Source organism: Streptomyces sp. NPDC007917, assembly GCF_042959105.1.
Taxonomy (GTDB): domain Bacteria; phylum Actinomycetota; class Actinomycetes; order Streptomycetales; family Streptomycetaceae; genus Streptomyces.
Map to the genome: position 1 here is coordinate 259,131 of NZ_JBIBKK010000010.1, position 17,825 is coordinate 276,955.

Sequence of the window (17,825 nt, forward strand, 5' to 3'; positions counted from 1 at the left end):
GGAACGGCAGTCCTGGTATTGCGAGGACCACCCATACTGGAAGGCATGGACAGCAACGGCATCAACCGAGCCGGCGCGATCGACAGGCTCGACGGGGTCGGCGACACCCGGCGGGCGCTCGGCGGCTTTCTGCGCGCCCGCCGTGGGCGCGTCGCACCCGAGCACGTCGGAATCGCCGGCGGCGGGCGCCGACGGGTGCGCGGGCTGCGCCGCGAGGAGCTGGCCCAGCTCGCCGGGATCAGTGTGGACTACTACGTCCGCCTCGAACAGGGCCGCGCCACCCAGCCGTCCCCCGAGGTGCTCGACGCGCTCGCCAGGGCCCTCGGCCTCGACGCGGCGGAGCGCACCCACCTCGCGACCCTGGCCGGCACGCGGGGCGGTCCCCCGCCCGAGGCCCGGGTCAGCCCCCTGCTGCGGCAGGTCCTCGACTCCATGGCCGGGGTCCCGGCCTTCGTCACCAACCACCGCCTCGACGTGCTCGCCTGGAACGACCTGGGCGGCGAGCTGATCGGCGGCCTGTCCGACCCGGGCCGCCGCGACCACAACCAGGCCAGGTACTTCTTCCTCGACCCCGCGTCGCGGACCGTCTTCCCCGAATGGGAGGACCGCGCGGCCGAGAGCGTGGGGCAGCTGCGGGTCTCCGCGGGCCGCTACCCCGAGGACGCGGACCTGGCCGCGCTCATCACCGACCTGTCCACGCACAGCGCCGACTTCCGGCGCATCTGGGCCACCGGCGAGGTCGTGATGTGCGGGGCGGGGCGCAAGCGGCTGCGCCACCCCGAGGCCGGGCTGCTCACCCTGAACTACGAGACGCTGCACGTGCCCGCCGCGCCCGGCGAGACGGGCCTGATGATGCATGTCTTCGGCGCCGAGGCAAGGAGCCACGAGGCCGCCGCCCTCGCCCGCCTGGCCCCGGCCGTGGCCCGTGAACGCGAGGCGCCCGTGACCGTCTAGGCCCGCCGCGGGCCGCGCTCAGGCCGCGCGCCGGATGCGCCCGCCGGATGCCGCCCGTCCTCGGGCCGCGCGCCGGACAGCCCGCGCTCAGGCCGCGCGGGAACCGGCGACCCGCGACGCCGCGGTGCGCGGCGCGGCCAGCTCCTCCAGGTCGGCGACCACCTCGGCCGGGGCCGGCATGGCGGCCATCTCCTCGCGCACCCGGCCGGCCGCCGCCCGGTAGGACCGGTCGTCCAGCAGCTCGCGGAGCGCCGTACGGATCGCCTCGGGGTCCCGCTGCTCACCGGGGTCGAGCGACCGGCCGGCGCCGCAGGCCGCGATCCGTTCGGCGTAGACGCCGAGGCTGGGCAGCGGCGGGGCCAGGACGAGCTGGGGCAGGCCGTGGTGCAGGGCCGTCAGCCCGGTGCCCGATCCGCCGTGGTGGACCAGCGCCGTACAGCGCCGCAGCAGCTGCGAGAGCGGGGTGGGCTCGATCACGCGTACGTTGGCCGGCAGCGGCCCGAGCTCCTCGACGCGCGCCCGGGGCAGAGTGAACACGCCCCGTACGCCCTCCAGGCCCTCGAACGCCCGGGCCGTCGCCGCCAGGGGCGCCGTCCCCGACCGCTCGATCGTCTGGTGGCTGAACGACACGCATATGGTCCGCTGCTCCGGCGAGCGCGGCGGCCCCCAGGAGGGGTAGCTGCCCGGCCCGTTGTACGGCACGAAGCGCACCGGCCTGGCCGGGGCCGCCCGGGGGTGGCGCAGCAGCGGCGGACAGGGGTCGAGCAGCAGATCGGGGTCGGGCAGCAGGCCCTGGGGGGTGCCCGCCCGCTCGCACAGGGACCGCAGCGCGGCACGGGCGGGGCCGCGGGCCAGCGTGGTCAGGATGTCGGTGCCCCAGCGGTGGACCACCGACGGTACACCCAGCGCGCCGGCGACGATCGGCCCGCAGAACTCGACCGGATCGGACAGCACGAGGTGGGGCCGCCATTCGCGGGCGAACCTCAGATATCCGTCGAGCACCCGGCCGACCCGGGCCCGCCAGCGGACCGCGAGCACTTCCCAGTCGGGCTCCCACACCGCCGCGGGCTCCCTGCCCGTGGGCCGGGCCGGAGCCGGGGGCGGGGCGTCGGCGGGCAGCGGCCCGGCCTCGACGGCGAGGGTGTGCAGGCCCGCGGAGCGCGCCGCCTCCACGGCCCCGGGCTCCCCGGCGCACATCACCTCATGGCCCGCGCCGGCCAGCGCCCAGGCGAGGGGGACGAGCGGCTGCAGATGGCTGCTGACGGGGGTGACGACCATGAGTACGCGCACGACAGCGCCTCCTAGGCCTGGGCGGGACGGGTGCGCGCCTCGGTCAGGCCCGCGTTGACGAACTGCAGCAGCAGCCGGGGCGTGGCGGCCTCGGCGACCGTGTCGTCCGCCAGCAGCACGCCGTATTCGCGCTCGATGCGGCCCACCGTCTGCAGGACCGCGAGCGAGTCGTAGTTGAGGTCGGTGAAGGGGGTGTCGAGCACATCTCCGTCGAGGTCGACGGTCTCGTCCTCGCCGGCGCACTCGCGCAGGAGGGTGGTCAGCTCGGCCAGCGTCATCCGGGTCATCTGTGTCATCTCGTGATGCCTCTCTCTCGGGGCTTCAGTGGGGTTGGGGCCCGACGACCACGGCCGCGGCGTTGAAGCCACCGCGGCCGCGGGCCAGCACCAGGGCGGCGCGTACGGGGCGGGGCCGCGGCTCCGCGGTCACCAGGTCGAGTTCCAGCCCCTCGGCGAGCCGGGTGACGTTCACGGTCGGCGGGATCTGCGCGTCGCGGATCGTGAGCAGGGCGGCGGCGAGGTCGAGGGCGGCCCCTCCCGCGTACAGCCGCCCCGTCATGGTCTTGGGCGCGGTCACCGGCACCCGCCGGGGCCCGAAGACGGCGGTGATGGCCTCCGCCTCGGCCCGGTCGAGGTCGGGTACGCCGGAGGCGTCGGCGAAGACGACGTCGATGTCGTGGGGGGCGAGGCGGGCGTCGGCGAGGGCGAGCTCGACGGCGCGGCGCAGACCGGGAACACCGCGGGTGTCGCTCCCGGGCTTCGCGTCGAAGGTGGCGGCGTAACCGGCCAGTTCGCCGTAGACGCGGGCGCCGCGGGCGCGGGCCGCGGCGGCCTCCTCCAGGATCAGGATCGCCCCGCCCTCGCCGGGCACATAGCCGCGGGCCGCGGCGTCGAAGGGCAGATAGGCGCGCGTGGGGTCGTCGGCGAGGCTGAGCCGGCCGCCCGCGAGCTGCGCCGTCCAGCCCCAGGGGCAGATCGCGCCGTCCACGCCGCCGGTGACGATGAGCCGGCTGCCGCCGCGCAGCCGTCTGCGGGCCTGGGCCGCCGCGTCGAGGCCGCCCGCCTGCTCGGTGACGAGGACGCCGCTGGGCCCGCGCAGCCCGTGCCGGATGGAGATCTGGCCGGTGTTGACGGCGTAGAACCAGGCGAAGGACTGATACGCGCTGACGTACTGGCCGCCCTTGCTCCACAGCGCCTCCAGCTCGCGCTGGCCGAACTCGAAACCGCCGGCCGAGCCGGCGGTGACCACCCCGGCGGCGTACTCGGGGAGCTGGGCGGGGTCGGTGTCCGCGTCCTCGAACGCCTCCTGGGCGGCGGCCAGGGCGAGGCGGGTCATGTGGTCGGTCTGCGGGAGCAGGCGGTTGGGGATGTGTTCGGCGGCGTCGAAGCCGGGCACCTCGCCCGCGAGCCGGGCCGGGTAGCGGGAGCCGTCGAAGCGGCTGACCGGGCGGATGCCGCTCTCGCCGTTCAGCGTGGCCTTCCACCACACCGGGGCCGACAGGCCGTTGGGCGCGCAGACTCCGATGCCGGTGAAGGCGGCCCCGGCGCTCACCACGTACCCCTCCGCGCCCCGTCGCCTTCCGCCCGGGCCAGCACCATCGCGCTCTGGAAACCGCCGAATCCGCTGCCCACGCTCAGCACCACCTCGACGCGCCGCTCGCGGGCGACCAGGGGGGTGTAGTCGAGGTCGCACTCGGGGTCGGGCTCGTGGAGGTTGGCGGTGGGCGGTACGACACCGTGCTCGATGGCCAGGGCGCTGGCGGCGATCTCCAGGGAGCCGATGGCGCCCAGCGAGTGGCCGACCATCGACTTGATCGAGCTGATGGGCGTGGCCCGGGCGTGCTCGCCGAGGGCGCGTTTGAAGGCGGCGGTCTCGTGGCGGTCGTTCTGCTTGGTGCCGGAGCCGTGCGCGTTGATGTAGTCGACGGCCGTCACCGGCAGCCGGGCCTCGTCGAGGGCCACGCGGATGGCCTCGGCCATCTCCCGGCCGTCGGGGCGCAGCCCGGTCATGTGGTACGCGTTGCAGCGGGACGCGAAGCCGACGATCTCCGCGTAGACATGGGCGCCCCTGCCGCGCGCCAGGGACAGCTCCTCGAGGACGAAGAGCGCGGAACCCTCGCCCAGGACGAAGCCGTTGCGGGTGCGGTCGAAGGGGCGCGAGGCGTGTTCGGGGTCGTCGTTGCGCGGCGAGGTGGCCTTGATGGCGTCGAAGCAGGCGACCGTGATCGGGGAGATGGGCGCGTCGGTGGCCCCCGCGACCATGATGTCCGCGCTGCCCTCCCGGATGAGTTCGACGGCGTGGCCGACCGCGTCCAGGCCCGAGGTGCAGCCGGTGGAGACCACGGACGCCGGTCCCTGGGCGCCCACGGCCCAGGCGACCTCGGCGGCGAAGGAGCTGGGTACGAAGTGGTCGAAGAGGTGGGGCACCGCGTAGGTGTAGTCGACGTGCCACTTCGCACCGCCGTCGCTGACCACCCGGTACTCGGTGTCCAGGCTGGTGGTGGCGCCGACCGCGCTGCCGACGGTGACGCCCACGCGGTACGGGTCGTACCCGGAGGCCTCGAGGCCGCTGTCGGACACCGCCTCCCGGGCCGCGACCACCGCGAACTGCGCGGCGCGGTCCATCCGGCGTACCTCTTGCGGGGTCAGGCCCTCGTGGTGCGGGTCGAAGTCGGCCTCGGCGGCGATCCGGGAGCGGAAGCGGGTGGCGTCGAAGAGGGAGATGGCGCGGGTGGCCGTGCGGCCCTCGGTCAGCAGCGCCCAGAACTCCTTGGTCCCCACGCCGCCCGGGGCCACCACGCCTATGCCGGTGATCGCCACCCGACGCCTCCCCCGTCGATCGATAACGCGCTGATGCATCACGTCGGTTCGACCCTCCTGCTCGGTACCGTTCGTGTGACAGTGCCGCCCGCCTCTCAACCCGCGCTCGACTCGGGACGGAGCCCGCGTGATGGCGAGTGGCGCGCCCGTCACTCGTCGAGCAACGCCACCGCGCGGGTCCAGCCCGCGCCCGCGCCGGCGATCTTCACGGGGAAACAGGCGACCCGGAACCCGGTGGGCGGCAGCGTCTCCAGCCGCGCCAGCCGCTCGATCTGGCAGTACTCGCGACGGCGGCCCGCGAAGTGGGCGGGCCACAGCACCGACTGGTCGCCGGTGGCGTGGTAGCGGCGGATCATGTCGCAGAACGGGGCGTCGAGGCTGAACGCGTCGGTGCCGATGACGCGGACACCGAGGTCGAGCAGATAGTCGGTGGCGGGCCCGTCGAGGCCGGTGAACTCCGTGAAGTAGCGGGATGTGCCGGCCCACCGGGAGGCGCCGGTGCGCAGCAGGACGATGTCCAGCGGCTGCGGCCGGCAGCCGACGCGGGCCAGCTCCTTCTCGAGGTGCGGGACACCGACGGTGCGGGTCTCCGGGTCCGCGGCGGTGATGTCCAGGACGTGGGCCGGGCGCAGGAACCAGTCGAGGGGCATCTGGTCGATGGTGCGCGGCACTCCGTACGTTCCGGTGGAGCCGTAGTGCGCGGGGGCGTCGACATGGGTGCCGGTGTGGCTGGTGAGGGTGAGCCTGTCCAGGGACAGCAGTTCCTGGCCCGGCAGTTCGGACGGGTCGAACTCGATGCCGAAGTGTTCGCGCATCTCCTCGCTCATGTGGTGGGCCGCCTCGGCCGGCGTCATGATCTCGTGGACCAGCGGGTCCGGCTCCCAGCCGGAGGCGTCCACGGGTGTCGACAGGTCGATGATGCGCAAGGCGGCCCCCTATGGCTGCTGTTGGGCAAAGTCGTCGCCGGACGGTGCCAGGGGCGCCTGGAATACGGCTGGAACAGCCGGACACGTACGCGGACAGCACTACGGCTCCGCTCGCCCGCGCGGGGGGTGTCGGGAAGCGGAGCCGTAGCCGACCCGGCAAGAAGGGCGGCGCCGGGCGTTCAGGGGAGGTGCGACGGGGTGGTGGACCGGCAGGGACCTACGCCGCGAACAGGTCGAGCACGGGGCGGCGCCACTGCCCGCCCGGCTCCAGGTCGAGCGCGGGGTCCGAGGCGAGCACCGCCTGCTGCAGCTTCTGCAGCCGCGGGGAGGGTTCGAGCCCCAGGTCCTCGACGAGCCGGGCGCGCAGCCCCTGGTACACCTCCAGCGCCTGCCACGGGCGGCCGGACCGGTACAGGGCGGCCATGCACTGGGCGTGCAGCCCTTCGTGGAGCGGATGTCGGGCCGTCAGTTCGGTCAGCTCGGTGAGGAGTTCGGCGTGGCGGCCGAGGCGCAGGTCGGCCTCGATCCGACGCTCCAGGACCCCCAGCCGGCTCTCCTCCAGCCGGGCCAGCTCGATCTCCAGGATCGGTCCGACGCGCACGTCCACGAGGGCGGGACCGCGCCAGACCGCCAGCGCCTCGCGGAACAGGAAGGAGGCCTCGACGTCGTCGCCGACGTCGAGCGCGTCCCGCCCGGCGGCCACCAGCCGGTCGTACTCGTGGATGTCCACCGCGCCCGGCTGGGCCTCCAGCACATATCCGCCGTACCGCGTGGCCAGCACGCTCTTGGAGGCCTCGGGCGCCTGCGGGCCGTACGCCGCGGCCAGTCTCCGCCTCAGCTGCAGGATGTACGTCTGCAGCGTGGTCAGCGCGCTGCGCGGCATCTGCGCGCCCCAGATTTCCTCCATAAGGGTGGGCACCGGGAGCATCTGGTTGGCGTACACGGAAAGCAGTGCAAGGATCTGCCGCGGCTTGCCCGCGCTGGGCACGATCGACTGACCGCAGGCCTCGACGCTCAGCGGCCCCAACACCTTGATTTCCATGGTCCTGTACCCCTCCGTCAGACGGTCCACCAGGTGCCTCTTTGGCCGCGCGGCCCTGCCTTCGAGGCACATATGAGCCTCGCGTGCGGGTGGTGGACACGGCCAGTGCCGGACTCCCGAACCGTGCATGAGTCCTGTGAGGCGGAGGTCATGACAAGTTCACACCCTGGTTATGAGGAAAGCACTGGCAAGCCGTGCATCCGTCATCGCAGACTCCTTGCCAGGACCGCCTCTCACCCCGAGGAGAGCCCACTATGACCGACACACCCCCCGTCCCCGTGAGCCCTTCGGCCCTGTGCGCCGCGGGCCCCGGCCCCGCCGACCCGGGCGTCGACGACCTGGTCATCGAGGACCTCTCCGCCGAGCCATGGCCCTCGCCCGCTCCGGGCATCTGCATCTGCACCATCAGCGTCGCCTGATGGGCACACTGGGCTTCTCTCCGCACCTACGGGTCGAGCGGGTGCCGGGCGAGGCCGTCTACCTCGTCTCGGAGCGCGGCGTCACGGCGCTGCACGGGCGGACGGTCGAGACGCTCGCCCCGCTGCTCGACGGCTCCAGGGACCTGGAGCACATCCTCGCCGAGGCGGATGTGCGCAGCGACCCCGCCGAGGCCGCCGCGCTGGTCACCCGCGTCATCGCCCGGCTGTGCGAGGCGGGTCTTGTGTGCGAGCGCGGGCGCCATCCACGCCCCGAGGACGCGTACTGGGGGCTGGCCGGGGTGACCGCCGCCTCCGTCCCGGCGCCGATCATCCTCCCGAGGGCGCCCTGCGCCGGCGCCCTGCAGTCCGCCGTCGTGGCCCTTGTGGCCCTCGGCTGCACCGAGCGGGACGAGGCCGTCCAGGCGCTGCGGGCGGCGGGCATCCGCACCGTGGAGGGGGACGGGCAAGGGGGCGGAGCGGCAGACGGAGACGAGCGGGGAGCCGGGGGCGAGGCACGGGACAGGCGCGGAGCATGTCAAATCGACAAGCGTCAACACGGCGACGCCTTTCTCACTCTCGCGATATGTGACGACTACCTCGATCCCCGCCTCTCGGCGCTCGACGCCGAGCACCGGGCGTCCGGCCGCCGCTGGCTGCCGGTCAAGCCGGTCGGCACGACGGCGTGGATCGGCCCGTTCCTGGGCGCCCCGGACGACCCGTGCTGGTCCTGTCTCGCCGACCGGCTCTGGCGGCGGCGGCAGGCCGAAGCACACCTCCAGCACAGGCTGGGCCGCCAGGGCCCGGTGCCGCGCCCGCCCGCGTCACTGGCGGCCAGCCGCGCCGCCGCGCTGCAGCTGGCCGCGCTGGAAGCGGCCACCTGGCTGGCCGGGCACCGCCACCCGGGGCAGCGGGCGCTGTGCACCCTGGACACCCTCACCTCCGCCCTGGAGCACCACGCGGCGAGCCGCCGCCCGCAGTGCCCCGCCTGCGGCGACCCGCGGCTGGTCGCGGCGCGGATACGGGCGCCCCTGACGCCGGCCACGCGCGACGACGACGCCCCGTGGCAGATCGCCGACAGCACACCGCGGCGGATCATGGAGACGTACGGGCATCTGATCAGCCCCGTGACCGGTCTGGTGAGCGAGATCCGCCGGGACCCGCGCGGGCCCGCCTTCCTCAACTGCTTCCACGCCACGCACCCCGCGTACGCCCCCGTCGACCTCACCCACACCGGCCCCACCGCGCACACCGGCCCCGTCGGCCCCGGGGCGCCCCCCGGGCTCGACGCCGTACGGGCCGGGCTGCGCACCGCCGCCCACGGCAAGGGCATGACCTCCGAGCAGGGGCAGGCGAGCGCGCTGTGCGAGGCGTTGGAGCACTACAGCGGCCACTTCCATGGGGATGAGCCCCGGCAGCGCGCCCGCTACCGCGATCTGGACCCCGACGACGCCGTGCACCCGGACGCGGTGCAGCTCTTCGACCCGCGGCAGTTCCGCGACCGGGGCACCTCCGCGCGCCACCGGGTCTGCGATCCGTTCGACGAGCGGGCGGAGCTCGACTGGACCCCGGTGTGGTCGCTCACCGCACAGCGGCACCGGCTGCTGCCCACCGCCCTGCTGTACTACGGCGCGCCCCAGCCGGCCGGGCGGCGCTACTGCCGGGCGGACTCCAACGGCGCGGCCGCCGGGGGCAGTCTGGCCGGCGCGGTGCTGCGCGGCTTCCTGGAGCTGGTGGAGCGGGACGCGGTCGCCCTGTGGTGGTACAACCGCACCCGTCAGCCGGCGCTCGACCTCGACGACTACGACGACCCGTGGATCGACGAACTGCGGCGCGTCCACGCCGGACTGCGGCGCGAGGTGTGGGCGCTCGACCTCACCTCCGACTTCGGCATCCCCGTGGTGGCCGCCGTCTCCCGCCGTACCGACAAGGCCGCCGAGGACATCACCCTGGGCTTCGGGGCCCACTTCGACCGGCACACCGCGCTGCGTCACGCCCTGGCCGAGCTCAACCAGATGCTGCCCCCCGTGGTCGAGGCCCGCGCCGACGGCGGCGGGTACGGGGTGCCGGCCGACCCGGAGGCGCTGCGCTGGTTCCGCACCGCGACCGTCGCCAACCAGCCCTATCTGGCCCCGTCAGGGGTGGCGGCGCGGGGCGCGGACATACCCGCGCCGCACGGCTCCGACGCCCTTGACCTCATAGTCGAGTTGGTCCGCGGCCACGGCATGGAACTGCTCGTCCTGGACCAGACGCGGCCGGACGTCGGGCTGCCGGTGGCGAAGGTGCTGGTGCCCGGGCTGCGTCCGCACTGGGCCCGCTTCGCGCCCGGCCGGCTCTTCCAGGTGCCGGTGGCCCTGGGGCGGCTGGCCGAACCCACCCCGTACCACCGCCTCAACCCCGTCCCTCTTTTTCTGTAATTCCTTGTGATCGACTGTGAGCACCGGTAACCCTCTGTGTAAAGTCGGCGTCCTGCGCCACCTCTCCATCACCGGAAAAGTTCGGATACTCTCGGGCAAGTTATCTCATCCGGCCCGACCATCCGGAGGACGAGTGCAGGGCACCCCCTTGCCCGGCGACGCCGGGAGCGACTCGGCTCGTCACCGCGACGATCTCGCACCGCGCCTGGCCGTGGTGATCACGGCGGTGGTGCTCGTGGGCTACTTCTGCGTCGCGGTCACCTACGTGGTCGACGCGCGCCCGTCGGGACGGGCCCTGGACGCCGCGCTGTTGATGCTGGCGCTGCTCCCCGTGCTGGCCGCCCTGCTGGGGCTGCAGCTGACGCACTCCTTCCCCGGGCTCGCGCCCCGGCTCAGCGGCGCCCGGCACTGGACGCTGGGGCTGCAGGCGCTGCTGACCTTCCTCCCCTTCGCCGTCTTCAAGCACGCCTGGCTCGGCATGCCGGGGTTCCTGGCGGGTTCCTCGCTGCTGGTGCTGGCGCCCCCGCTGTCCTGGGTGGCCTTCGCCGCCATCATGTGCTGCACCGATGTGCTGCTGTTCCAGGTGGGGTTCGGGTGGGGCGAGGTCGCGTACACCACCGTCTCCACCGCCCTGACCGGTCTGGTGGTCTTCGGCCTCTCCCGGCTGTCCGGGCTGGTCGCCGAGGTGTCCAGGTCGCGGGCCGAACTGGCCCGGCTGGCGGTGGCCCAGGAGCGGCTGCGGTTCGCCCGCGATCTGCACGACCTGCTCGGCTACAGCCTGTCCACCATCACCCTCAAGTGTGAGCTCGTCCACCGCCTGGTGCCGTCGCAGGACTCCCGCACCCAGCAGGAGCTCGCCGAGATCCTGCAGACCTCACGTCAGGCGCTCGCGGACGTACGGGCCGTGGCCAGCGGATACCGCCAGATGTCGCTGTCGGCGGAGGCGGGCACGGCCAAGTCCATGCTGGCCGCGGTCGGGATCAGCACCACCGCGGAGGTCGACTGCGGGGAGCTGCCCGACCTGGTGGACACCGTGCTGGCGAGCGTGTTGCGGGAGGGGCTGACCAATGTGCTGCGGCACAGCAAGGCGGAGCACTGCACGATCGAGGCGCGGCGCACCGACCGGACCGTCCGGCTGACGCTCGCCAACGACGGGGTGGGCAAGCCCTCGACGATCCTGCGCGCCGACAGCGCCGACAGGTCGGACGGCGGCAGCGGAATCGGCAACCTCAAGGTACGGCTGGAGCATCTGGGCGGACGGCTGAGCGCGGGCGTACGGGACGATGGCTGGTTCGAGCTGCGGGCCGAGCTCGAACTGCCCGTGGAATCAGCCCCGGAGGGGCGCGAGCGGGGCTCGGAGGACGAGTACGGCTCGGCCGTGACGGCGTAGTGGGGCTCGGCCGTGACGGTGTCGTGGGACTCGGCCGTGACGGCGTCGTGGCCTGGCCGTCACAGCCAGCCGGCCTCGCGGGCGATCCGGATGGCGTCCACCCGGTTGCGCGCGTTCAGCTTGGTGACGACGGACGTCAGATAGTTGCGCACCGTGCCCACGGACAGGTAGAGCCGGGCCGCGATCTGGGCGGAGCCCTCCCCCTGGGAGGCCAGCAGCAGCACTTCCAGCTCGCGCGGGGTCAGCGGCTGCGGCTTGTCGTCCAGGGCGGCGAGGACGAGCTGCGGGTCGATGACCCGCTCGCCCTTGGCGATCGCGCGGATGGCGTCGCACAGCTTGTCCGGGGTGCTGTCCTTGAGCAGAAAGCCCGAGACATGGGCCGCCAGGGCGCGGCGCAGATTGCCGGGCCTGCCGAGGCTGGTGAGCATCATCGTCCGGCACTCGGGCACGGCGGTGTGCAGCTCGGCGGCGGCCGTCAGGCCGTCCACACCGGGGAGGTCGATGTCGAGGACCGCGACATCCGGGCGCAACTCCTTGGCGCGCGGCAGGATTTCCGCACCGCTCGGGAACTCGGCGACGACCTCGATGTCCGGCTCGAATTCCAACAGCGCGACAAGTGCCTTGCGCAGCATGTGCATGTCTTCGGCTATCAGCACTCTGACCACGTCGCCCCTGCCCCTGCCTGCTCAACCCCCGTCGTATGCCCGCATACGATTATTCCCAAATCTTCTCGGCCGCTCCACCAATTCTCGGCCGAATCCGCCCACCGAACACTCGTGCTGCCACCAAACCGAGCTTATGAAATGACTTTCTGATGGCCAACCGCTTCCCACTTCGGAAACGGTGAATCGCCATCCGCCGCCCGATATGGCGGCATCGAACTCGAATCCGGCGAACGCCAGTCGCATTCCGCGTCCCAGCGCTTTTGTATAGGCCTCCTTCAATGTCCACAGCCGCAACAACGCCCGCTCGCGCTCCGGTTCGGCGAGGCCGGCCAGCGCCGCGCGCTCGGCGGGGGCACACAGCCGCCGGCCCACGTCGGCGTAGCGCATCGGCCGCCCGGCCGCCTCGACGTCGACACCGATGTGGCCGCGCCGGCTGACGCCCGCGACGAGCAGATCCCCGGTGTGGCTGAGGCTCAGCTCCACCCGGCCCGCCCCGGCGCACAGCGCGTACGGCCGCCCGCCCGGCTCGTACGCGAGGCGCACGGCCTCGGGCGCGGTGTCCGACACCGCCGCGACGAGGTGTTTGAGCAGCAGCCGCGAGGCCACGAAGCGTCCGCGGGCCGCCGGGCGGGGCAGCGTGCGCAGGCGGCGCCGGTCGCGGTCGTCGAGCACCCCGCGCAGGGCCGGATCGAGCGCCACGCCCTGGGGGTCGGTCGGCAGCCACTCCCGCCACCGGCCGTGGACGACCGCCCGGCCGTGTGCGGCGTACGCCTCCCGCACCGGCCACCAGGGGCCGTCGGGGCCGGTCAGCGGCAGGGGCGACGGGGGCTGTGGCAGGGGTGGCGGAGAAGGTGGCGGCGGAGGTGGTCCGTCCGCCGTCACGCCACGCCTCCGGCGGCGGGCTCGCGCGGCAAGGGTGCGAAATCCTGGTACAGGGGCCGGACTTCCCCCCGCAGGAACTGCTCGCGGAGCGTGGCGCGCGGCACCTTGTGGGACCCGGCGCGGCGGACCGTACCGGGGCGGACCAGCAGCACCCCACCCGTGGCGGCGCCGAACTCCTCCGCCACGCGCTCGCGCACCCGCCCGGCCAGCCCGGCGAGCGCGGCGTGCGAACCACCCGCCGTACGGACCTCCTGGACCACCACCAGGGGCCCGGTGCCCGGCCCCGCGCAGAACACCCGGGCCGACCCGAACGGCCTTCCGCAGCGCAGCAGTTCGCGCTCCACATCCTGGGGGTGCAGGGGCATCCCGTCGACCATGAGGCTGTCGGCGAGGCCTCCTTCATGGGTGCGGCCCGTCATCCGGATCTCGCCGTCCCGCGCGACACCGAGGTCGCCGGTGCGCAGAAACCCGCCCGCGGCCTCGGTGTCGTGCGGGCGGCCCCAGTGTCCGGCGGCCACGGCGGGGCCGCGCACCCAGATCTCCCCGGCCACGCCGTCGGGCTGCCGCCGCCGGGTCGCCGGGTCGACCACCCACAGGTCGAGGCCGGGCACCGGCCCCCGGCCCTCGGCGGTGAGGAACGGCGCCGCCCGCGCCGGGGCGTATCCGGCGACCAGGGCGCCGGGGCGCAGCCCGGCGGCCGCGCAGCGGCGGTGGAAGGCCGCCATGGTCGCGGCCGAGACCGGCTCGGCGGCGTTGAGCGCCGTACGGAGGCGGGAGAGGTCGAGCCCGGCCAGCTGCTCGTCGGTGGCCTCGGCGGCGCAGCGGGCGTAGCAGGTGTCGGGCGCGACGGTGTGCGTGATGCCGTGGCGGCTGAGGGCACGCAGCCAGTGGACGGGGTCGGCGGGGTACGGGCGTACGGGCAGGGGTACGGCGGTGGCGCCGAGCCACAGCGGGTGCAGCAGCTGGCCGACGAGGCCGGGGGTGTGGTGGCGCGGCAGCCATCCGCCTATTCGCGAGCGGCGGCCGGTGCCCAGCGCCTGGCTCAGGGCGGACATGGCGGCGAGCAGGTTGCCGTGGGTGATCAGCACCGCGCGCGGCGCGGTGGCCGGGCCGGCGTCGTACGCGAGGAGGGCGAGGGTGTCGGGTGTGATGCGCGCGAGTGGGGCGTCGGAGGGGGTGTCGGGTACGGCGGTGTGGGCGTCCGGGGCGGTGGCGGTGTGCGGGGCGGCGTGGGTGTACGGGGCCGGGGGGGTGTGCGGGCGCAGGCCGTCCACGGCCAGGCAGGTGATACCGGTGCGGCCGACGAGCGAAAGCCTGCGGGAGGTCTCCGTGGCGTGTGCGGTCTCGGTCAGGACCAGGTCCACGGCCGCGTCCTTGGCGATGGCGGCGGTGCGCTCCGCCTCAGTGCGGGAGGCGGTGGGCGCGGGGACGGGGACCGCGACCGCCCCCGCGTACAGGCAGCCGAGCAGCGCGGCCGCCGCGTGCGGGCCGGGGTCGAGGGCGAGCAGCACCCGGCGGCCGGGCGCGTCGCGGGCGCGCAGCCAGGCGGATACGGCGCGGGCGTGGGCGTCGAGGGCGGCGTAGGTGATCCGCTCTTCGCCGCCGCCTTCCGCCGGGTGGACCAGCGCCTCGTCGGCGGCGCAGTGCGCGGCCCGGTCCATCAGGGCCTCGGCCAGATTCGTATGTCGGTGCATTCTCGTCTCCCCAGCGCCTGACGGGACCCGGCCCCACACCGCCTCGCTGTCTCGGTAGAGGGGGCATCGAGGTGCCGAGGCAGCGAGGCGGCTGCTTGGACCGTCCGGTGGTAGGGAGTGTCGGGGCGGCGGCTCGAAGGCGGCTCGAGCTTGGGCAGGTCATAGGACAAGCGGCAAACCTGTGCGGCTCATATCCCGCACCATGACATTTGTCCTGCCGGACTGCGGACTGTCGACACTGTCGCCGCTCCGTCACGGTGCGTAGCGTCTCTTCCATGACGAGTACAGCGATGACAGCGGCGGACACGCCTGTGGTGGAGTTCGCCGGTGTGGCGAAGCACTACGGCGCGGTGCGCGCGGTCAGGGGCATCGATCTGACCATCCGGCGCGGCGAGTCGATCGCCCTGCTCGGCCGCAATGGCGCGGGCAAGTCCACCTCGATCGGCATACTGCTCGGGCTGCTGCCGCCGAGCGCGGGCCGGGTGCGGCTCTTCGGCGGCACGGCGGAGTCGGCGGTCCGCTCGGGGCGGATCGGCGCGATGCTGCAGGAGGGCGCCCTGATCACCCGTGTGACGGTCCGTGAGCTGGTCGCCTTTGTGGCCGGCACCTACCCGAGGCCCCTGCCGGTCGCCGAGACGCTGGAGCTGGCGGGGCTGACCGAGCTCGCGGAGCGGCGGGCCGACCGGCTCTCCGGCGGGCAGGCGCAGCGGCTGCGGTTCGCGCTCGCCATGGCGGGCGGCCCGGAGCTGGTGGTGCTGGACGAGCCGACGGCGGCGCTTGACGTGGGGGCCAGGCGCGAGTTCTGGGCGGCGATGCGTTCCTACGCGTCACGGGGCAACACGGTCCTGTTCTCCACCCACTATCTCGAAGAGGCCGATGAGAACGCGGACCGGATCGTGGTGATCGACAAGGGCCGCAAGGTGGCGGACGGCACGGGCGAGGAGATCAAGCGGACGGTGGGCGGCAATGTCGTCGCCTTCGACCTGGGGGGCCGCTCCTCCGAGGGTCTTGAGCTGCTTCCGGGGGTGACGAGCGTGGAGATCCGGCGCGGCCGGGCGTATCTGCGCAGCGCCGAATCGGACGCGACGGTGCTGGCGCTCGCCGAGCGCGGGGACGTGCGGAATCTGGAGGTGCGGGTGTCCCGGCTGGAGGACGCCTTCGTCGCGCTCACCACCGACAGGGACGACCGAGAGGAGGCGTTGGTCTGATGCTGACGTCCATCGCGCTTGAGCTGCGCAGGATGACCCGTGACCTGGCCTTCCTGGTCTTCGGGGTCGCCCTGCCGGTGGTGATGTATCTGCTCTTCACCAACGTCGGAGGCGGGGACGGCGACAAGGGCGCCCATGACACCGCGGCGATGATCGGGATGGCGGCGTACGGCGCGCTCGGCGCCGCGCTGGCGAACGGCACGGGCGTGGCGGAGGACCGGGGGCGCGGCTGGCTGCGGCAGCTGCGGATCACGCCGCTGACGCCGCTGGAGGTGGTGGGGGCCCGGGCGGTGACCGGTTCGCTGGTGGTGCTGCCGTCGATCGTGGCGGTGCTGGGCGCCGGGTTCCTGGTCAACGGGGTGCGGATGCCGGTGCTGCGGGCGCTCGCCCTGGTGGCGGTGTTGTGGCTGGGCACGCTGCCGTTCACGCTGCTGGGCCTCGGCAACGGCTACCGTCTGTCGGCCCAGTCCACGGGCATGGTCAATACGGCGGCCAGCATGGGGCTGTCCATCATCGGCGGGCTGTGGATTCCGCTGAGCGCCTTCCCGGACTGGTTCGGTTCGATCGCCGAGTGGACGCCCACGAACCGCTTCGCGCAGCTCGGGTGGGATGTGTCCGAGGGCTCGCTGCCGGCGCTCGGGGCGGTGGCGGTGCTGGCGGGGTGGTTCGCGCTGTTCGGCGCGTATGCGGCCGCCGCGTACCGGAAGAGCACCCACTCCAGGTGAGCCCCCTTTTTTGGTGGCTCGGTCCTCCCCCAGCTACCGCTGGGAGGTGCCCCCTGTCAGCTCGGCTGTGCCTTCCGGTCGACCTCCACGGTCCAGCCGCCGCCCGTGGTGCGGCCGGTGACGGTCACGCGCACGTTGTCGCCCCGCGCGGACAGGGTCTCCCCGACACCCAGCGTCGCGTCGGCAAGTTCGGGGTAGACCGACTCGTTCCAGCACGCCCCGCTGCCGGGGTGGCCGTCCAGCACCTCGATCGGGCCGTCGCCGGAGGCGGTGTCGTTGCGCACCCGGTAGACCAGCACACCCTCGGTGCAGGTGCCGGCGTCGTTGCCGTACGCGCCGCGTGCCTCGATGGCCAGCGCGGTGGTGGCGCCGGTGCGGACCACGACGAGGCGGGTGCGGCTGTCGGTGGCCGGGCTGCCGCCCGCCATGGGCGCGCCGAGGGGTTCGAGGGTGTGCAGGGTCGCGCCGGCGGCGCGCACGCATTGCACCTGGCGCGGGCGCAGCCATCCGAGCTTCCACTTGTGCCATCCGAAGGGGTCGGGCGCCATGCCGAACTGGCTGCCCATGAGATCCCAGTCCCCGACGTAGGTGTCCCAGTCGCCTTCGCCGTCGGAGCCCTTCGGCCGGTGGTAGAGGTCGGGGAGGTCGAAGACATGGCCGGTCTCATGGGCCAGCACATTCCGGTCCGGCGGATGGTTTTCGAATACGGTGACGAGCCGGCGCAGCTCAACACCGTCGGCGCGCAGCGGCTGCTCGAAGTTGACCACTTTTGTTGCGTCGGCGTCTACGCCCGGGGCGTCGGGGTCGGCGACGAGGTAGACGACGTCATAGCGGCCGAAGTCGAGCGAGGGGTTGGCGGCGGCGATGGCGTCGCGCAGATACGCGGCCCGCCGCCCGGCGTTCCAGTCGCGCTTTATGGCGTACGAGGTGGACGCCTCGGGCATGGTGATCCACCGCTTCGCGGCGTGCACCCGCAGTCTGAACTGCCCGTATGAGGCGCGCCGGAAGAATGCCGTGGTCGCGGGGATGTGGTCGGCGGCCAGCTGTCGCGGGGTCACCTTGGGCGTGGCGTCCGGGAAGGAGAGGAAGACCATGGCCGCGTGGAGCGTGTGGGCGGGGCGGGGGTAGCTCGCGTTCCAGGTGTCCACGCCCTCGGAGTGGTGGGCTCCGGTGCGTTCGAGCGTGCACGGCCCGCCCGCACCGGCCGCGAAGGCGGGGCCGGACACGACGGTGGTCGCGATCATGGCGCTGAGGGAGGTGAGCACGGCTCCGGTGCGGCGCAGCCGAGGCGGGCGCCCCACACCCTCGGGGAGCCGGCCCACCCTCGCGGGGAGCCGGCCCACCCCCTCGGGCGGCTGAGGACGCGCCATGTCGACCTCCCGGACATACTCGGACCA

At 73.7% G+C, this 17,825-nt stretch carries 16 protein-coding genes; 6 read left to right on the plus strand and 10 right to left on the minus strand.

The window, feature by feature from the left end:
* The first annotated feature begins 45 nt into the window (after window positions 1-45).
* The gene (locus ACFZDL_RS22320; RefSeq protein ID WP_353593670.1) at window positions 46-954 is read left to right on the plus strand and encodes a helix-turn-helix transcriptional regulator; all 909 of its coding nucleotides are present in this window, start codon (window positions 46-48) and stop codon (window positions 952-954) included.
* An 87-nt stretch (window positions 955-1,041) separates the two neighbouring features.
* On the opposite strand, the gene ACFZDL_RS22325 is transcribed toward ACFZDL_RS22320, so the two are convergent.
* The 6 genes from ACFZDL_RS22325 to ACFZDL_RS22350 form a co-directional block, all read right to left on the minus strand.
* Window positions 1,042-2,244, minus strand: a complete 1,203-nt coding sequence (locus ACFZDL_RS22325; RefSeq protein ID WP_353593671.1) for a nucleotide disphospho-sugar-binding domain-containing protein — start codon at window positions 2,242-2,244, stop codon at window positions 1,042-1,044.
* 11 nt (window positions 2,245-2,255) lie between these two features.
* Window positions 2,256-2,540 carry an acyl carrier protein gene (locus tag ACFZDL_RS22330; protein WP_353593672.1) on the minus strand — a complete coding sequence of 95 codons (285 nt, stop codon included), beginning with the start codon at window positions 2,538-2,540 and terminating at the stop codon, window positions 2,256-2,258.
* Between the two features lie 25 nt (window positions 2,541-2,565).
* Window positions 2,566-3,798, minus strand: a complete 1,233-nt coding sequence (locus ACFZDL_RS22335) for a ketosynthase chain-length factor (protein ID WP_353593673.1) — start codon at window positions 3,796-3,798, stop codon at window positions 2,566-2,568.
* On the minus strand, window positions 3,792-5,102 hold the full coding sequence (locus ACFZDL_RS22340) for a beta-ketoacyl-[acyl-carrier-protein] synthase family protein (RefSeq protein WP_353593674.1): 1,311 nt from the start codon (window positions 5,100-5,102) through the stop codon (window positions 3,792-3,794). Before ACFZDL_RS22340 ends, ACFZDL_RS22335 begins: the two co-directional genes overlap by 7 nt.
* 110 nt (window positions 5,103-5,212) lie before the next feature.
* On the minus strand, window positions 5,213-5,989 hold the full coding sequence (locus ACFZDL_RS22345) for a cyclase family protein (RefSeq protein ID WP_353593675.1): 777 nt from the start codon (window positions 5,987-5,989) through the stop codon (window positions 5,213-5,215).
* A 217-nt stretch (window positions 5,990-6,206) separates the two neighbouring features.
* Window positions 6,207-7,031, minus strand: a complete 825-nt coding sequence (locus ACFZDL_RS22350; protein WP_353593730.1) for an AfsR/SARP family transcriptional regulator — start codon at window positions 7,029-7,031, stop codon at window positions 6,207-6,209.
* Window positions 7,032-7,285: 254 nt separating this feature from the next.
* Here ACFZDL_RS22350 and ACFZDL_RS22355 point away from each other — a divergent pair, with 254 nt between their 5' ends.
* From ACFZDL_RS22355 to ACFZDL_RS22365, 3 genes are all read left to right on the plus strand, one after another.
* Window positions 7,286-7,450, plus strand: coding sequence for a hypothetical protein (locus ACFZDL_RS22355; RefSeq protein ID WP_353593676.1), 165 nt, complete (start codon window positions 7,286-7,288; stop codon window positions 7,448-7,450).
* Window positions 7,450-9,864 (plus strand): TOMM precursor leader peptide-binding protein, encoded by a 2,415-nt coding sequence (locus tag ACFZDL_RS22360; protein ID WP_353593677.1) that lies wholly within the window; start codon window positions 7,450-7,452, stop codon window positions 9,862-9,864. The genes ACFZDL_RS22355 and ACFZDL_RS22360 overlap by 1 nt, the downstream gene beginning before the upstream one ends.
* A gap of 133 nt (window positions 9,865-9,997) precedes the next feature.
* Window positions 9,998-11,254, plus strand: a complete 1,257-nt coding sequence (locus ACFZDL_RS22365; RefSeq protein ID WP_353593678.1) for a histidine kinase — start codon at window positions 9,998-10,000, stop codon at window positions 11,252-11,254.
* 59 nt (window positions 11,255-11,313) lie between these two features.
* Here ACFZDL_RS22365 and ACFZDL_RS22370 read toward each other — a convergent pair whose 3' ends face one another.
* The 3 genes from ACFZDL_RS22370 to ACFZDL_RS22380 are packed head-to-tail and all read right to left on the minus strand — an operon-like array spanning window position 11,314 to window position 14,495.
* Window positions 11,314-11,919 carry a response regulator transcription factor gene (locus ACFZDL_RS22370; RefSeq protein ID WP_353593679.1) on the minus strand — a complete coding sequence of 202 codons (606 nt, stop codon included), beginning with the start codon at window positions 11,917-11,919 and terminating at the stop codon, window positions 11,314-11,316.
* A gap of 21 nt (window positions 11,920-11,940) precedes the next feature.
* Window positions 11,941-12,801, minus strand: a complete 861-nt coding sequence (locus ACFZDL_RS22375) for a 4'-phosphopantetheinyl transferase superfamily protein (protein WP_353593680.1) — start codon at window positions 12,799-12,801, stop codon at window positions 11,941-11,943.
* Window positions 12,798-14,495, minus strand: coding sequence for an AMP-binding protein (locus tag ACFZDL_RS22380; RefSeq protein ID WP_353593681.1), 1,698 nt, complete (start codon window positions 14,493-14,495; stop codon window positions 12,798-12,800). Before ACFZDL_RS22380 ends, ACFZDL_RS22375 begins: the two co-directional genes overlap by 4 nt.
* 275 nt (window positions 14,496-14,770) lie before the next feature.
* Here ACFZDL_RS22380 and ACFZDL_RS22385 point away from each other — a divergent pair, with 275 nt between their 5' ends.
* Both ACFZDL_RS22385 and ACFZDL_RS22390 read left to right on the plus strand, forming a co-directional pair.
* The gene (locus ACFZDL_RS22385; RefSeq protein WP_391192002.1) at window positions 14,771-15,703 is read left to right on the plus strand and encodes an ATP-binding cassette domain-containing protein; all 933 of its coding nucleotides are present in this window, start codon (window positions 14,771-14,773) and stop codon (window positions 15,701-15,703) included.
* Complete coding sequence (locus tag ACFZDL_RS22390) at window positions 15,703-16,428, plus strand: ABC transporter permease (RefSeq protein WP_353593682.1); 726 nt, start codon at window positions 15,703-15,705, stop codon at window positions 16,426-16,428. The genes ACFZDL_RS22385 and ACFZDL_RS22390 overlap by 1 nt, the downstream gene beginning before the upstream one ends.
* 56 nt (window positions 16,429-16,484) lie before the next feature.
* Here ACFZDL_RS22390 and ACFZDL_RS22395 read toward each other — a convergent pair whose 3' ends face one another.
* A complete protein-coding gene (locus ACFZDL_RS22395; protein ID WP_353593683.1) occupies window positions 16,485-17,798 on the minus strand; it encodes a M6 family metalloprotease domain-containing protein in 1,314 nt (437 codons plus the stop codon).
* Window positions 17,799-17,825: the final 27 nt, after the last annotated feature.

Excerpts from the sequence above, each read along its gene's own strand:
- ACFZDL_RS22320 (WP_353593670.1), top strand. The coding sequence starts at position 46 with ATGGACAGCAACGGCATCAACCGAGCCGGCGCGATCGACAGGCTCGAC.
- ACFZDL_RS22330 (WP_353593672.1), bottom strand. The coding sequence starts at position 2,540 with ATGACACAGATGACCCGGATGACGCTGGCCGAGCTGACCACCCTCCTG.
- ACFZDL_RS22340 (WP_353593674.1), bottom strand. The coding sequence starts at position 5,102 with ATGCATCAGCGCGTTATCGATCGACGGGGGAGGCGTCGGGTGGCGATC.
- ACFZDL_RS22350 (WP_353593730.1), bottom strand. The coding sequence starts at position 7,031 with ATGGAAATCAAGGTGTTGGGGCCGCTGAGCGTCGAGGCCTGCGGTCAG.
- ACFZDL_RS22355 (WP_353593676.1), top strand. The coding sequence starts at position 7,286 with ATGACCGACACACCCCCCGTCCCCGTGAGCCCTTCGGCCCTGTGCGCC.
- ACFZDL_RS22360 (WP_353593677.1), top strand. The coding sequence starts at position 7,450 with ATGGGCACACTGGGCTTCTCTCCGCACCTACGGGTCGAGCGGGTGCCG.
- ACFZDL_RS22380 (WP_353593681.1), bottom strand. The coding sequence starts at position 14,495 with ATGCACCGACATACGAATCTGGCCGAGGCCCTGATGGACCGGGCCGCG.
- ACFZDL_RS22385 (WP_391192002.1), top strand. The coding sequence starts at position 14,771 with ATGACGAGTACAGCGATGACAGCGGCGGACACGCCTGTGGTGGAGTTC.
- ACFZDL_RS22390 (WP_353593682.1), top strand. The coding sequence starts at position 15,703 with ATGCTGACGTCCATCGCGCTTGAGCTGCGCAGGATGACCCGTGACCTG.
- ACFZDL_RS22395 (WP_353593683.1), bottom strand. The coding sequence starts at position 17,798 with ATGGCGCGTCCTCAGCCGCCCGAGGGGGTGGGCCGGCTCCCCGCGAGG.